18 protein-coding genes are annotated in these 15019 nt (G+C 45.1%); 14 read left to right on the forward strand and 4 right to left on the reverse strand.

Translation table 11 applies throughout. The features are described from left to right. Nucleotides 1-17 precede the first annotated feature (17 nt). Nucleotides 18-821, reverse strand: coding sequence for a beta-carotene ketolase CrtW (gene crtW, locus CHRO_RS13905; RefSeq protein ID WP_015154849.1), 804 nt, complete (start codon nt 819-821; stop codon nt 18-20). A gap of 499 nt (nt 822-1320) precedes the next feature. Next, on the reverse strand, nt 1321-1977 hold the full coding sequence (gene msrA / locus CHRO_RS13910; RefSeq protein ID WP_041463126.1) for a peptide-methionine (S)-S-oxide reductase MsrA: 657 nt from the start codon (nt 1975-1977) through the stop codon (nt 1321-1323). A gap of 208 nt (nt 1978-2185) precedes the next feature. On the opposite strand from msrA, the gene CHRO_RS13915 reads away from it, so the two are divergent. From CHRO_RS13915 to CHRO_RS13930, 4 genes are all read left to right on the forward strand, one after another. Continuing rightward, nucleotides 2186-3688, forward strand: coding sequence for a phenylacetate--CoA ligase family protein (locus CHRO_RS13915; protein ID WP_015154851.1), 1503 nt, complete (start codon nt 2186-2188; stop codon nt 3686-3688). 96 nt (nt 3689-3784) lie between these two features. After that, nucleotides 3785-4135, forward strand: a complete 351-nt coding sequence (locus tag CHRO_RS13920; RefSeq protein ID WP_039716885.1) for a YtxH domain-containing protein — start codon at nt 3785-3787, stop codon at nt 4133-4135. Then, nucleotides 4089-4670 (forward strand): hypothetical protein, encoded by a 582-nt coding sequence (locus CHRO_RS13925; protein ID WP_015154853.1) that lies wholly within the window; start codon nt 4089-4091, stop codon nt 4668-4670. The genes CHRO_RS13920 and CHRO_RS13925 overlap by 47 nt, the downstream gene beginning before the upstream one ends. A gap of 167 nt (nt 4671-4837) precedes the next feature. Beyond that, entirely contained in the window at nt 4838-5122 is a 285-nt protein-coding gene (locus CHRO_RS13930; protein WP_015154854.1) for a DUF427 domain-containing protein, read from the forward strand. Between the two features lie 253 nt (nt 5123-5375). On the opposite strand, the gene CHRO_RS30530 is transcribed toward CHRO_RS13930, so the two are convergent. Continuing rightward, nucleotides 5376-5627: a hypothetical protein gene (locus CHRO_RS30530; protein ID WP_015154855.1), complete on the reverse strand. Its 252-nt coding sequence runs from the start codon at nt 5625-5627 to the stop codon at nt 5376-5378. Between the two features lie 66 nt (nt 5628-5693). Here CHRO_RS30530 and CHRO_RS32230 point away from each other — a divergent pair, with 66 nt between their 5' ends. The 3 genes from CHRO_RS32230 to CHRO_RS13945 all read left to right on the forward strand — a co-directional run bounded on the left by CHRO_RS32230 (nt 5694) and on the right by CHRO_RS13945 (nt 8679). After that, the gene (locus CHRO_RS32230; protein ID WP_015154856.1) at nt 5694-7034 is read left to right on the forward strand and encodes a hypothetical protein; all 1341 of its coding nucleotides are present in this window, start codon (nt 5694-5696) and stop codon (nt 7032-7034) included. A gap of 171 nt (nt 7035-7205) precedes the next feature. Continuing rightward, a complete protein-coding gene (locus CHRO_RS34360; protein ID WP_015154857.1) occupies nt 7206-7970 on the forward strand; it encodes a pentapeptide repeat-containing protein in 765 nt (254 codons plus the stop codon). A gap of 76 nt (nt 7971-8046) precedes the next feature. Then, on the forward strand, nt 8047-8679 hold the full coding sequence (locus CHRO_RS13945) for a TenA family protein (RefSeq protein ID WP_015154858.1): 633 nt from the start codon (nt 8047-8049) through the stop codon (nt 8677-8679). Nucleotides 8680-8828: 149 nt separating this feature from the next. Here CHRO_RS13945 and CHRO_RS13950 read toward each other — a convergent pair whose 3' ends face one another. After that, entirely contained in the window at nt 8829-9170 is a 342-nt protein-coding gene (locus CHRO_RS13950; RefSeq protein WP_015154859.1) for a hypothetical protein, read from the reverse strand. Between the two features lie 424 nt (nt 9171-9594). Between CHRO_RS13950 and CHRO_RS32235 the strand changes: the two genes are divergently transcribed. The 7 genes from CHRO_RS32235 (at nt 9595) to arsB (ending at nt 14998) form a co-directional block, all read left to right on the forward strand. Further along, nucleotides 9595-9747 (forward strand): hypothetical protein, encoded by a 153-nt coding sequence (locus CHRO_RS32235; protein WP_015154860.1) that lies wholly within the window; start codon nt 9595-9597, stop codon nt 9745-9747. Between the two features lie 34 nt (nt 9748-9781). Further along, entirely contained in the window at nt 9782-10117 is a 336-nt protein-coding gene (locus CHRO_RS13955) for an ArsR/SmtB family transcription factor (RefSeq protein ID WP_015154861.1), read from the forward strand. 96 nt (nt 10118-10213) lie between these two features. Continuing rightward, nucleotides 10214-11275, forward strand: a complete 1062-nt coding sequence (locus tag CHRO_RS13960) for a PstS family phosphate ABC transporter substrate-binding protein (protein WP_015154862.1) — start codon at nt 10214-10216, stop codon at nt 11273-11275. 18 nt (nt 11276-11293) lie between these two features. Further along, complete coding sequence (locus tag CHRO_RS13965; RefSeq protein ID WP_015154863.1) at nt 11294-12301, forward strand: ArsJ-associated glyceraldehyde-3-phosphate dehydrogenase; 1008 nt, start codon at nt 11294-11296, stop codon at nt 12299-12301. Nucleotides 12302-12437: 136 nt separating this feature from the next. Next, a complete protein-coding gene (arsJ, locus tag CHRO_RS13970) occupies nt 12438-13697 on the forward strand; it encodes an organoarsenical effux MFS transporter ArsJ (protein ID WP_015154864.1) in 1260 nt (419 codons plus the stop codon). Nucleotides 13698-13727: 30 nt separating this feature from the next. Then, nucleotides 13728-13859 (forward strand): hypothetical protein, encoded by a 132-nt coding sequence (locus CHRO_RS34365; protein ID WP_015154865.1) that lies wholly within the window; start codon nt 13728-13730, stop codon nt 13857-13859. Continuing rightward, nucleotides 13856-14998 carry an ACR3 family arsenite efflux transporter gene (arsB, locus tag CHRO_RS13975; RefSeq protein WP_015154866.1) on the forward strand — a complete coding sequence of 381 codons (1143 nt, stop codon included), beginning with the start codon at nt 13856-13858 and terminating at the stop codon, nt 14996-14998. The genes CHRO_RS34365 and arsB overlap by 4 nt, the downstream gene beginning before the upstream one ends. Nucleotides 14999-15019 lie beyond the last annotated feature (21 nt).

Here is a 15019-nt window from a genome sequence, read left to right on the forward strand (position 1 = left end):
TGGTCACTGGTCACTGGTCACTGGTCACTGATAACTGATTCTTCTCTTTTCATCCTATAGACTTCTGGTAATTTCCACCAAGGAACTTGGGGATATTCGTGATGTTCTTCGTGATATCCAAAGTGGTAGCAAGCAAGAAACGACCAGAAAGACACTATGTGAGTTGATTGGGCGCGATGAATATTTTCGTAGCCTGCTCTTGGTTCTCTGTGAGTTAAGAACGTACCAAAGTAAAACAACTGTACCGAACTGAGAATTGCTGGTAACGCCCAAAATAAAATGAGGTGGGCTCTAGATATATTTAATAATACATTTGCGCTATGAAAAAGGAGTGTTAATCCAATGATTTGTCGCCAACTCCAATAGTTTCCAATAAAATATAAGTACCAGGCAAAAAAGTTTTTCTGCTTGCCGTTGTGAAAATCGGGATCGAGTTGACTGGCTGGATGTCGGTGATGCGCCCAGTGCTTTTGCAGCAATCGATTGTAAGGAAATAAAGCATATAAACTTACAGCGACTCTACCAAACCAGCGATTTATTTGGAGATGATTTGGAGCGACTAGTCCATGCATGGCATCATGGGCTGTAATAAATAAGCCTGTATACAAAAATGTTTGCCAAACTATTGCTAATAGAATTCCCCAGATTCCCAGTTTTTCTAGTTGACTTGAGAGGAGAAAGCATAAACTAGCTATCCAAGTCACAATAATCGTTAAGGCAATTATAATCCCCTTATATGTATATGAATAACCAATATTCAATCGCGTTTCACTTTGGTTTAAAGCACTTTGTTGTAAAGGGTTCGGAATCGATGCAACCATGTCAGAGTAGAATCCTTAGCAAACGTAGAAGTAGACAAGCCAAACTTGAAGGCATTTGATGCAAGCCTTCCTTATCATATACGAATTTGTTAATTTTTGTTAATCTACCAAAGATAGATATGTTTTTAGTAGATATAAAATAGTTCTAGAGTTAGATTTGAAATAGTTATTCATGCAGCAAGGTTTGTCTGAGATTAGCTTTAATTCAGACAACAAAAGGCTTTTACTATTGCAATTTAAATAAGAAGGGGAAAAATTCTCATCTAACTCGCGACAGATTGCTTGTTGGTAAAAAGCTTTACGATCGAAGACTTAGGGAGTAGAGAGCAGAGCCAAACAAATTTACGAAAAACTTTATTTGTTGTCGGAGTGAAACTTTAAAGATATTTGTTGCGATCGCGCCGAGAAAAATAAAATTAGTTGATTAATTATTAACTTTATTTCTAGTTATAAATATTTTCTATAGTAGGGAGCGTTACTAACGCCCCCCTACGTTGTTCTAACTTGCTATCAATCCCACCGGACAGGCTACATTCGTACCCCCTAAACCACAATACCCGCCAGGATTCTTTGCCAGATATTGCTGATGATATTCCTCTGCCCAATAAAATTCGGGAGCATCAATAATTTCAGTGGTTATCTTGCCATATCCTGCCTGAGTCAAGGCTTGCTGATAGGTATCTCGCGTTGCTATTGCTAATTGTTTCTGTTCTTCAGAGTAGACGTAGATTCCCGAACGGTATTGGGTTCCGACATCGTTTCCTTGCCGCATACCCTGAGTTGGGTCGTGGTTTTCCCAGAAAACTTTCAGCAATTGTTCGTAACTAATGACTTTGGGATCGTAGACGACAAACACAACTTCATTGTGACCCGTCATCCCCGAACAAACTTCTTTATAAGTGGGGTTGGGCGTAAAGCCAGCCGCGTAGCCAACAGCAGTGATAAAAACGCCATCTAACTGCCAAAACTTGCGTTCTGCACCCCAGAAACAGCCCATACCAAACATAGCTGTCTCCATACCGGTAGGATATGGCGGCTTGAGAGGATTTCCATTTGTGTAGTGAGTCTGAGGTACGGGCATTGCTTGCGATCGTCCGGGTAAAGCCTCCTGAGGAGAAGGCATAGCGATTTTTTTACCAAATCCGAATATCATTATTGTTTTCCTAACTCTCAATCTCTAAACAACAGCTTTACCTTACTTAACATTGTAGAGATTTTAGTGAGTAACAACACGATCGCCGAGAAAAGCAAACAGCAAAAAAGCAAGAAGAATGAAACAACAAAGTGGTTTAGGTAAATCGACTTTGTTGCAATAGTCTTGATAAGATCGTTCCAATCCGGTTGGTCGAAAACAATCACAGGTAATGCAGCAAGAACAAAGCGATCGCGTATTAACAGCCTTGCAAGAGTTTTTCACTACACCTCTAGCAACGAAACTAAGCAAGCATCAACAAGTTTCTCCTCAAGCTGCTGCCTTAGAGTTATTTCGCGATGTGGCTGCAACTGTACCAGCATACAAAACTTTTTTGACGGCACGGGGAATCGAGCCAACAGCAATTCAAACTTTGGCAGACTTTCAACAACTGCCGCTACTGACAAAAGACAACTACCTACGTTGTCATTCCCTGCCAAATTTTTGTCGGCACGGACAACTAGAAAGATGCGATATGGTAGCAGCATCATCGGGTTCTACGGGGAAACCAACGTATTGGTTGCGCTACCTGACCGACGAACTGCAAATTGCCACCCGCTTTGAACAAATATTTCACGATAGCTTTTTTGCTGACACCCGCCCCACTCTAGCAGTTGTCTGTTTTACGTTGGGAACTTGGGTAGGTGGGATGTTTACAACTGATTGCTGTCGCCACTTGGCAAGTAAGGGTTATCCCATCACTGTTGTAACTCCAGGGAATAACAAAACAGAAATCTGCCGTGTCGTGCAAGAACTGGGTAGTTTATTCGAGCAAGTAGTATTACTGGGATATCCGCCCTTTCTCAAAGATGTCATTGACACTGGTAGAGCTAACGGCATAGAGTGGCAGCGCTACCAAATCAAATTAGTCCTAGCAGGAGAAGTCTTCAGCGAAGAGTGGCGGAGTTTAGTAGGGGAACGAGTGGGAGCAAACAATCCCTACTATGATTCTGCTTCACTCTACGGCACGGCTGATGCTGGCGTGTTAGGCAATGAAACACCTTTGAGTATCTGCATCCGACGTTTTTTAGCAGAGAATCCAGAAGTAGCCCGTAGCTTATTTGGGGAATCGCGCTTACCCACCTTAGTACAATACGATCCGCTCAGCCGCTTTTTTGAAGTGCAAGACGGCACGCTACTATTTTCGGGCGATAATGGCATTCCCCTCGTGCGATATCACATTGCCGATACAGGTGGAATCATTGCTTACGATGCCATGCTGGAATTTTTGCGATCGCACGGATTCGACCCGATCGTCACTTTACAGCAACAAGGAACGAGAGGCATCCATGCTCTACCTTTCGTCTACGTGTTTGGGCGTGCTAATTTTACTATTTCTTACTTTGGCGCAAATATCTATCCCGAAAATGTCATCGTTGGCTTAGAACAACCGCAGATTCGAGAATGGGTGACGGGTAAATTTGTAATGGAAGTGAAGGAAGATGCCGATCGAAACCGTTTCTTCTCTATAGTGGTAGAGTTAGCACCAGGGGTAGAGGGAAATGAAGCAAAAAGAAATGCGATCGCCACCTCAATTCACGCGCAATTGCTCCGACTCAATAGCGAATTTGCCAATTACGTCCCCCCCGAATATCAAATTCCTCACGTATCCCTCGCCCCCACCGGAGATCCAGAGTACTTCCCCGTAGGAGTCAAGCATCGATATACAAGATGAAGTCGCAAGTAGAGACGTTACATGTAACGTCTCTACATTGATAACTGACAACTGACAACTGACCTTACAATGAGTGTAGAGAGAAAACCCTCATATATGCCTAACAACCGTTCAGGAGTCTTTATCGGCGGTTTTTTATTAGGTGCTGCCGTCGGCACTTTAACTGGAATGTTAATCGCCCCACGTAGCGGACGAGAAGCGCGACAGTTGTTGAAAAAATCTGCTAATGCTATCCCAGAACTAGCAGAAGATTTATCGACTAGCGTGCAACTCCAGGCAGACCGTCTTTCAGGATCGGCATTACGTAGTTGGGATGATACATTAGAACGATTGCGAGAGGCGATCGCGGCTGGGGTTGAAGCCAGTCAGCAAGAGCGTCAAGCCATCAAACGGCAAAATAATGAGATTACTTCCGATTCCCGTACTGCTTATACAGATCGCCCGTAGTGCCACTGCGATCGATCCGCTGTTTTGGCTCGGACTGTCACTACTGCTAGTTGCTATTAGCCTCACAGCAGTTTTAGTGGCAGCCGTGCCAGCTTTTCACGAATTAGCACGGGCATCTCGCAGTGCCGAAAAACTCTTCGATACGCTCAAACGAGATTTGCCTCCAACTTTAGAAGCAATTCGCTTGACAGGGTTAGAAATTAGCGATTTGACCGATGATGTGAGCGATGGGGTAAAAAGTGCGGCACAAATTGCCAAGCAAGTCGATCGCAATTTAGATCGAGCCAAGGAACAAGCAAGAAGCGTCGAGGTGAATACTCGCAGCGTCTTCACAGGTGTAAAAGCAGCCTGGAAAACTTTCACCCGTAGCACCCCTAACCGCCATAGTCGCGATCGCCTTCCAGCAGAATCAAGGCAACCCTTACCCACATACTTCAATAAAAATTCAGATAGTGACTTCGACAAGGATACAGTCATCCCAGAAGAAAATCGTCTCAAATCGCCTCCTTTCTACTTTGATGACGAAGAGGAATGAATTGTAAATCGTAAGTCGAGAATTCACTGGTCACTGGTCACTGGTCACTGGTCACTGGTCACTGGTCACTGGTCACTGGTCACTGGTCACTGCTCATGCGCTCCCTGCTCTTGATAGAGTCATAATGATATCTGGAGAGTTTGTGAATTGAAGCAAAATAATTAACTATGGCGAAAGCAATTTGGAATGGAGCTGTCTTAGCTGAAAGCTCCAAAACAGAGATTGTTGAGGGCAACCACTACTTCCCTCCCGATGCGATCGACAAGCAGTATTTTCAAGAATCTTCCACTCATACGACTTGCCCTTGGAAAGGAACTGCCAGCTACTACAATGTTGTCGTTGATGGACAAGTTAACAAAGATGCTGCTTGGTACTATCCCACAGCCAAAGAGAAGGCAAAAAATATTGAGGGTTACATTGCCTTCTGGCGTGGAGTAAAAGTCGAATCATAGTCAGTCATTGGTCACTGGACATCAGAGGTGAAAGGTGAGAGGTGAGAGGTGAGAAAAATTAGTTATCAATTACTAAGTTCTTTTACTCTTACCTTCTGTCTCCTATCTGCGGACGATCGCCGATCCTATCAGGATTTCTCGATCGTCTAGTAGCACCAGTTCTCTATCAGTACAAATGACCAATGACGTAGGCGTAGACACCCGAAGGGTGTCTTCTCGAAGAATAGCCCTTCCCGAAGGGTATGACAAATGACTACCTAGCCCGAGCTTTTTTTGCCTGCTTAACCAGTACGGGTCTGGGTTTTTTCTTTTTGTATTTCGGGTCTTCCACCATACGAGACATGGGAGGACGGCAAGTTTCACAATACAGAGGTCTAGGACCATAACTCTCCCGTTCCGTGGGTTGACTGCATTGCTGGCAGATGAATTTATATAACCGAGTATGGATTGTACGTTCGTGGGCGCGGACTGTGTACTCTCGAACAAAAACCTTTTTGGATGGCATGACAAACAAAACCTAGCTATGGTGTATCCAATATGCTAACTAGAAAGGAGTTTAATACTGAAAAAAATGCCTCTTCATAGACAACTTCAACACTTAATCGAAAACTTAATTGCTCTGAAAGAGCTTTACCACACCCAGCTCGTAGAGTCTGAGAAACAGGTAGCTCGCTTCAAAGAGCAATTGTCGCATGTCAACGGGTTACTAGTAGCACAGTTGGTAGAAAATCAACAGTTTGTACAAAGCCTAGTCGATATGCGATCGCAATGTCATGCTCAACTAGAAGCGAACCAACGCCAAGCAGCCCATGCTAGAGAACAAATAACTCACGTTAATGCTCTCCTCGCAGACCAAGTGAGCTTACCTCCAATGCAACATGCATTTGAGCTGCCAACGACTGCTTTTGAAGAACAGCCACGGCAAACCCTATCTGGTATAACTGCACCCGAACCCGAATCATTCTCTCAGCCTCTATCCGACCTTACCCAACCACAGCCCCAAGCAGAAGCTGAACTTACCCAACCACAGTTCCAAGCAGAAGCTGAACTTACCCAACCACAGCCCCAAGCAGAAGCTGAACTTACCCAACCACAGTTCCAAGCAGAAGCTGAACTTACCCAACCACAGCCCCAAACAGAAGCTGAACTTACCCAACCACAGTTCCAAGCAGAAGCTGAACTTGCCCAACCACAGCCCCAAGCAGAAGCTGAACTTGCCCAACCACAACTCCAAACAGAAGTTGCCGAAACACCTCTGGAGGTAGGAGAGACGAGCGGGGACACTGCCAGATCTCCTTCGGCTATTAAAACTCCAATGAAGGCAGAATATCAGAATCTGACGAAAATTCAAGCAGTGGAAAAGCTATTGCAGGAAAACCAGGGCAAGATTTTAACTGTGGAGTATATCATCTGGTCATTGTATGGTGACATGGATGCAGAAGCGGTCAAAGCAGAAAAACCCAGGATCTATGATACCCTCGGACAAGGTACGGATAAAGGGATTTGGGAAAAAGTCCCAGATCAACCAGCTTGCTATACTTACAAGTTGAGCCTAGTGGAACCTACAGCAGATTCGGAATCTGCCACGGCTAACACCTCCCGCTTACCCGTAAGTTCTCGTCGGCGACCGTCGCGGCGTGGTAAAAGCGATGATATGCTGCCTCGCTACAATCATCTCAGTCTGACTGCGGCTGTGGAAGTGGTGGTGAACGAGCATCCTGGTGAAGTGATTACCACTGAGAAAGTTGCCAAAGTGCTATACGGCGATGACATTGACGGACGTGCCTTAGTCAAAGCTAAAGACCGGATTGGTAAAACCCTCTGGGGAGGAGCTACCCAAGGACGATGGCAGCGGATTCCAGGTAGACTGGGCTGTTATACGCTGAATTTGAAAACTTTGAAAAAGGGTTAGTTGTTAGTTGACGGTTAATAGTTGATGGCTATTGGTTGCTATTCTCCCTTGTCCCCCTTCCTGGCTCTTGTAGGGGCGCACTGCTGTGCGCCCCTACCGACTCTCGAAAAATTCTGGGTTAAGATGTATTGTCCATCTGCGATCGCCTAGCAATTGACTCTATCCTCACCTATGAAAACTCAACTCATCGTCATCACTACTGTTTTGACTGCTTTGCACTTCGCACCTCCAGCTCGTGCGGGAGATCTGGAACATACTAGACAACTTCTGGCAACAAAACAGTGCGAAGGATGCGATCTTAGTGGTGAGGGTCTGGTCTTAGCTAATTTAAGTCAGGCGAATCTGCGGGGGGCGAATTTAAGTGGTGCTAATTTGAGTCGGGCGAATTTGAGCGAGGCTGACCTAAGCGGTGCAAACCTTAGTGGTGCTTCTCTGTATGGCGCAAATCTGAGTGGTGCTAAGTTGGAGCAAACAGATTTGAGTGGAGCCGATCTGCGCGATGCCTATTTAGCTAATGTAGACTTGAAGACAACTAATCTTAGCGGTACTAGTTTGCAGGGGGCGATCGCCATTCCTACCCAAGCAGCAAAGCCTGAAGAATTTTATCGTTGGGGCATTGCTCAAGGACAAAAAGGCGACCCTAAAGGCGCAATTGGCTATTTCAATCAAGCTCTTAGCTTAAACGACAAATACGCCCCAGCTTACATGGCGCGAGGTATTGCCCGCTACCAACTGCTAGACCGACCGGGAGCGATGCAGGATGCTCAACGCGCCAAATGGTTATTTTTACGGCAGAGAAATAATGAAGGCTATGACACTGCCCAAGCCTTTGTAAACCAACTGCAAGCACCGCAAACAGAAACACCTAAGAGCAAACCCAATTTCTTTAACTTCCTTGGTGGCGTAACTTCAGTTTTATTAAGGTTTTTGTTGTAACCTAACTAGTGACTAGTGACCAGTGACCAGTGACCAGCGACCAGTGACCATCACCGCTGACTTACGACTTACTTATATGTCTCTATCCAGCGAATTGTGGCAAACTAACCAAGATTTAGCTCAAGCTTGTCTAAATCATCCATTTGTTCGGGGTATAGCCGATGGAACCTTGGAGCGAGAGAAGTTTGCTTACTATGTCGGGCAAGATGCATTTTTCCTTGAAGCCTTTGCCCGTGCCTACAGTATTGCCGCTGCTAAAGCACCTGATTGGGAAGGATTTAATTTGTTTCATGGCTTAGCTGGGGGCGTACTGCAAGAACTTCAGCTTCATGCCGGGTATGCAGCCACATGGGGAGTCAATATTAGTTCTGTCGAACCAGGTACAGCCACTCGTCGCTATATCGATTTTTTGTCGGCTACTGCTTGGAGTCAAGATGTGGGTTTAACCGCTGTGGCAATGTCACCTTGTATGAGACTTTATGCTTATTTGGGACAGAAGTTGGCAACTAAGGGTATTCTCACACATCAGTACAGCGATTGGATTCGTACCTACAACAGCCCAGAATTCGAGCAGCTAGCGCAACAACTCGAAAAATTGAGCGATCGCTACACTAGCAACTCCGATACCGTACAAAAAACTTATCGCTATGCTATGTTGTGCGAACGAGATTTCTTTCAAGCGGCTTGGGAATCGGGCGATCGACCATAACAATCGTTCGCTAGGTTTTCTTGCCACTGCTAGAGTGATATGCTGTGCGATGAAGTTCTTACTTTGACTGAATGAGTGTTCGCATCAAACTAAAGCCATTTCAAATATTAATGGGACGACTATGAAATTAGACAACTATAAATAGGCGTTCATGACTTCCGAATTTTGTAGCTTGCTGCTCCAAAGGGATATGCCGAATTCCGAAACCTAATCCAAGTTTGCCATCCAATCGCCGAGAGTGACATCAATTGTCTGAGTTGTTGTAGTTGTATTTGCAGTGGTTCGCCACTCTGCCTCAAGCGATAAATACTGTCTTGTCCGCAATAAATTATTTCTGGTGCGTCGCGCAGTACGGTACGAGTGCAACGCTCGATCGCAATTAGTGTATCAGCCGTCCGTGCTAATTTGCGGCGAATTTGCCAAATTTGTCGCGCTACATAGCAAAGCAGCACAGATAAAATTAAATTTATGGCAACAACAATCGTAACCATGAGGCTCAAAGCTGTATGGGTTGATGACAAAATAAGTTTATGTTTTGCAAAATAATTTATTTTGATTTTTGATTATTTGCATGTTCTACGTAGTGGGAAAAAATATTAACAATTGCGATAACTTCGTTAAGCTTTGCTACCGCGGTTGGCTACACTTTTAATTTGTTTTTATAGCTTTTTTTACATTCATTGAGCAAAGGCAATTTCTTAAAAGTGGAATTTGAGAGTTAACAGTCGATCTCAATAACTTTGTATTTGATAATACTAGCAGCGATCTCAGCCAAGGGAGAGAAGTTTTTTCGCCAAGGCATTGATATTTTGTTTTTACCAATGCTAATGCATAAATTACCTTTAAGTAAAGATTTTTTACAGTAAGTTATGCATGAGTAAAATTACTCATTAAGCTATCATTTTGTTTGCCATCATGAAAGAAACAAACGTTGAAGCCAAGTACAACCAGAAAGACCGCGATCGTGCAGCAAACTCAGCGATCGCCAATGGAGAAGATTTTAACTTTGACTTGTGGGCAAGAGCCGTCAGACAACAAATGCTAGCTGTGTTGCGCGAAAGAGAATAGCATATAGTCAGACGTATAATTTCAATAAAATTTGATGCAAGTTTCTTTCTCAGTCACCTCCGACGCGATCGCATCTGGTTTTCATGCCTTGTCTGAGCCGTTACGCATTCGGATACTAGAACTTTTACGCTCCTCAGAGCTTTGCGTGTGCGAATTGTCGGAGGAACTGGGAATTGCTCAATCTAAGCTATCTTTTCACCTCAAAACCTTAAAGGAAGCTAATTTAGTGCGATCGCGTCAGGAAGGACGCTGGATTTACTACAGCTTGAATTTATCGCAGTTCGTTGCATTAGAACAATATTTATCGGAATATCGCCGCTTCAGTCAATTGCTGCCCGCCCGTCCCTGCGAGGATACGCCCTCATCCTGAGCCAAATATCCCCTCTTGACAAATCAATTTTTTTTGAAATGATAGAAAGGTAGATTCCCCGATCGCAAATTGATTTCAAGTGTAGGGGTGAGGCATATGAAAACGATAGCCAGTATTTCTATTTTCCTGGCGGGATTTGGTGTTGCGATCGCAACTGCTATGGCAATGCCAAACGCAGTTAGTCCAACCAAGCAACCGTTAAGGTTCGCTCAAGCGAATAATTCAGAACCCGCAGCTACAGTTAAGACGGACGGTTCTAGCACAGTTTACCCCATCACCAAAGCAATAGCAGAAGAGTTTCAAACCACAGCGTCGGGCAAGAACGCACAGTTGCTCGTGAATTTTTCTGGTACGAGTGCTGGGTTTAAAAAGTTTTGTGCCGGAGAAACAGACATTAGCGATGCTTCCAGACCGATCCGCACTGACGAGATGGAAGCTTGCAACAACAACAAAATTAGATATATCGAACTACCCGTTGCCTACGACGCGCTGACAATCGCCGTTAATCCTCAAAATACCTGGGCTAAAGATATTACTGTAGCCGAACTGAAAAAGATGTGGGAGCCAGCGGCAGAGGGAAAAATTACGAATTGGCAGCAAATCAGGTCTGCGTGGAGCGATCGCCCCTTAAAATTATACGGTGCTGGTAAAGATTCGGGTACGTTTGATTATTTTACTGAAGCAGTAGTCGGTAAAGCCAGAGCTAGCCGCCAGGACTACACGGCAAGCGAAGATGATGATGAATTGGTAGAGGGAGTGAGCAAAGACCTGAATGCGTTGGGGTATTTTGGCTTTGCTTATTACGAGGCAAATCAAAACAAGCTGAAGGCTCTGGCAGTAGATAGCGGTAGAGGTGCAGTTTTACCATCGCGACAGACAGTAGAAAAAGCACAGTACGAGCCTCTGTCTCGACCATTATTTATCTACGTTAATGCCAGATCGGTTCAGCTCAAACCTGCCGTGCGAAGATTTGTCGATTTCTATATTCAGCGTGCGCCAACTTTAGTTAGCTCCGTGGGTTACATCCCTTTACCAGCGGAAGGCTATCGCCTGAGTTATATCTACTTCAATCGAGGCAAAGTGGGAACCGTCTTTGAAGGCAAATCCCAAATTGGTCTGACAATTGGGCAGTTATTACGCAGACAAGCAAAATTTTAACTACAACCAGGTAAAGTAATGGGAATTCGAGTTGGTATCAACGGTTTTGGTAGGATCGGACGATTAGCATTAAGGGCTGCCTGGGGATGGTCGGAACTAGACTTCGTACATATCAACGAAATTAAAGGTGGTGCAGTCGCCGCCGCCCATTTACTTAAATTTGATTCCGTCCACGGTCGTTGGACACCAGAAGTAGCAGCAGAGGGCGATCGCATTTCTATTGACGGCAAGTATTTGAGTTTCAGCGAGTCCCCCACACCAGGAGAAGTCCCGTGGGATGAGTTGGGAGTCGATCTCGTATTGGAGTGTTCTGGTAAATTCCGCACCCCAACTTTACTCGAACCCTATTTTAAGCGGGGAGTGCAAAAAGTCATTGTGGCTGCACCCGTTAAGGAAGAGGCGTTAAATATCGTTATGGGAGTCAACGATCGCCTCTACGAACATGACAAGCACCACTTACTCACAGCGGCTTCCTGTACCACAAACTGTCTGGCTCCAGTTGTAAAAGTTATCCATGAAGGATTGGGAATTCGACATGGAGTCATTACCACAGTCCACGACCACACCAACACGCAGACAATCGTAGACGCGCCGCATAAAGACTTGCGACGGGCGCGAGCGACGGGTTTATCTTTAATTCCAACGACAACGGGTTCCGCTACAGCAATCGGGTTAATTTATCCCGAACTGCAAGGTAAGCTCAACGGTTTGGCAGTGCGAGTGCCGTTATTAAATGCCTCCCTCACCGATTGCGTGTTTGAAGTCGTGCGTCCTACCACAGTAGAGGAAATTAACGGTTTGCTCAAAACTGCGGCAGAAGGAGAACTCAAAGGCATTCTCGGTTACGAAGAACGTCCCTTAGTTTCTGTAGACTACAAAGACGATCCGCGATCGGCTGTTGTAGATGCACTATCAACAATGGTCATCGATGAAACACAAGTCAAAGTTTTAGCCTGGTATGACAACGAATGGGGCTATGCAAATCGCATGGTTGAACTTGCCCGCAAGATTGCCCGTTGTTACTAATCTCCTTCTTGCAAACTTTAGATCCCCCAACCCCCTTAAAAAGGGGGCTACGTACTCCCCCCTTGTCAAGGGGGGCAGGGGGGATCGAGATCTCTGACATAAGTGCTTAATTTCTGTCTCGCCCCACCCAACAACCATGACTTCCACTGCTGGAAATAAAGCCAATTTGCGTAACTATGCCCTCGTTACTGCTGCCTACTGGGGCTTCACAATTACCGATGGAGCGTTGCGGATGTTGGTGCTACTGCACTTTCATCTGCTGGGCTACACTCCTTTGCAAATCGCCATGTTGTTTCTGTTTTACGAAATTTTTGGCGTTGTCACCAATTTTCTTGGAGGTTGGATCGGCTCTCAATTTGGTCTAAAGCTGACTCTTTATGGTGGCATCGGACTACAAGTTTTTGCTTTAGCTATGCTGGCGTTGCTCAATCCAGAATGGGCTGTGTGGTTGCAAGTCACCTACGTGATGGTCGCGCAAGCCTTTTCTGGGATTGCCAAAGACTTGACCAAGATGAGTTCTAAGAGTGCGATTCGCTTGGTCGTACCCCAGTCAGCGCAGTCGTCACTGTTTAAATGGGTAGCTATATTAACTGGCTCCAAAAATGCTCTGAAGGGAGTTGGCTTTTTTGTGGGTAGCGTTTTGCTAGCTCAATTTGGCTTTGTGAATGCCCTGCTAATTATGGCAGCAGGACTGTGCTTAATCTTGGGTACGGGAGTACTGCTACCGTCAGGTATGGGCAAAATTAAGGCGAAAGTTAAATTTACCCAACTCTTTTCTAAAAGTAGGGAGATTAATATTCTCTCTGCGGCTCGTTTCTTTCTCTTCGGTGCGAGAGATGTTTGGTTTGTAGTTGCCCTCCCCGTGTTTCTCTACAGCACGCTTGGCTGGACGTTCGAGCAGGTCGGGGGATTCATGGCTTGCTGGGTGATTGGCTACGGGACAGTACAGTTTTTAGCGCCCAATCTGCTGCGCTGGTTGGGTTCGGGAGCGGCTCCCCAAGGGAGAACGATTCAAATTTGGACGTTTGTGCTGAGTGCAATTCCCGCCGCGATCGCTCTTTCGCTCCAACTTAGGGTGTCTCCAGCTTTAACAATTGTGGCAGGATTAGCAATTTTTGGGATTATTTTTGCCTTTAATTCAGCAATTCATTCCTATCTCGTCCTTGCCTACACCGATGATGACAAGGTGGCATTAAATGTTGGCTTCTACTATATGGCTAACTCTGGTGGACGCTTAGCGGGTACAGTGCTATCTGGTTTGATCTTTCAGCTATTTGGCTTAGTGGGTTGTTTGTGGGTGTCGATGGTATTCGTACTTGCGGCGGCTGCAATTTCTTTGAAATTACCCGATCCGCAACCCCAAAAAGCGATCGCCTGGAAAGCTGGAGATGAATAATTATTGGTAGTTGGTAATGGGTAATGGGTAATGGGTACGATCGCACACCGGGGGCGGGTTCACCAACAAACTTTACTTCCATACCAAGATCTCAATAAACCCGCCCTTACAGGAATTTCGGTTTTTACCCAAGAAGCAGTGATTTTGTTAAAGCAACAATGAGTATTAACAGTTCTGCATCAAAGCCAATTGTCAACCGTCTGAGTTTTTTTGAGAAATACCTGACTGTCTGGGTTTTCTTGTGTATTGTTGCTGGAATTTTATTAGGTAGGTTGTTTCCGGGCATAGCAGTGGCTCTTGATGCCATGAGCATTTATCAGGTGTCAATTCCGATCGCTATTTGCCTCTTTTTCATGATGTATCCAATTATGGTGAAGATCGACTTCACTCAGGCAACAAACGCAATTCGATCGCCCAAACCTGTCATTCTCACCTTAGTTGTGAATTGGTTAATTAAGCCGTTCACGATGGTTGTATTCGCTCAATTTTTTCTGGGGTGGTTATTTCGTCCTTTGCTATCTGGTACGGAAATTATCCGAGGTAGCGAAATTGTGTTGGCGAATTCCTACATTGCTGGGGCAATCTTACTAGGCATAGCCCCTTGTACGGCAATGGTATTGATGTGGGGTTATCTCTCTTATGGCAATCAAGGACATACACTGGTGATGGTAGCAGTAAATTCTCTAGCCATGCTGTTTTTGTATGCGCCGTTGGGAAGATGGTTGTTAGCAGCAAACGATCTCAGCGTACCTTGGGAAACTATCGTCCTATCAGTGCTGATTTATGTTGGCTTGCCCTTAGCTGCGGGAATGTATAGTCGCTACTGGATACTGAAACATAAGGGTAGAGAGTGGTTTGAACGGCGATTTTTAAAATATCTCAGTCCCGTTGCGATCGCTGCACTTTTATTGACTCTCGTGCTTTTATTTGCTTTCAAAGGTGAGCTAATTGTCAACAATCCTATACATATCGTTTTAATTGCCGTACCGCTGTTTATTCAGACGAATTTTATTTTTCTAATTTCCTACGTAGCAGCATTAAAACTCAAACTTGCTTATGAAGATGCTGCACCTGCGGCATTGATTGGAGCCAGCAATCATTTTGAAGTGGCGATCGCTACAGCGGTGATGTTATTCGGTTTAAATTCTGGCGCTGCTTTGGCTACTGTGGTGGGAGTCTTAATCGAAGTCCCAGTCATGCTGATGCTAGTAGAAATTTGCAAGCGTACAGCAGCTTGGTTTCCTCGCGAACCAGAAAAAGCTTCTCTGCGCGATCCGCGTTGTGTCAGTGCTTTTAAGTGAAATAAATCCGAGCGAGTCTCT

It is taken from the genome of Chroococcidiopsis thermalis PCC 7203 (assembly GCF_000317125.1).
Classification (GTDB): domain Bacteria; phylum Cyanobacteriota; class Cyanobacteriia; order Cyanobacteriales; family Chroococcidiopsidaceae; genus Chroococcidiopsis; species Chroococcidiopsis thermalis.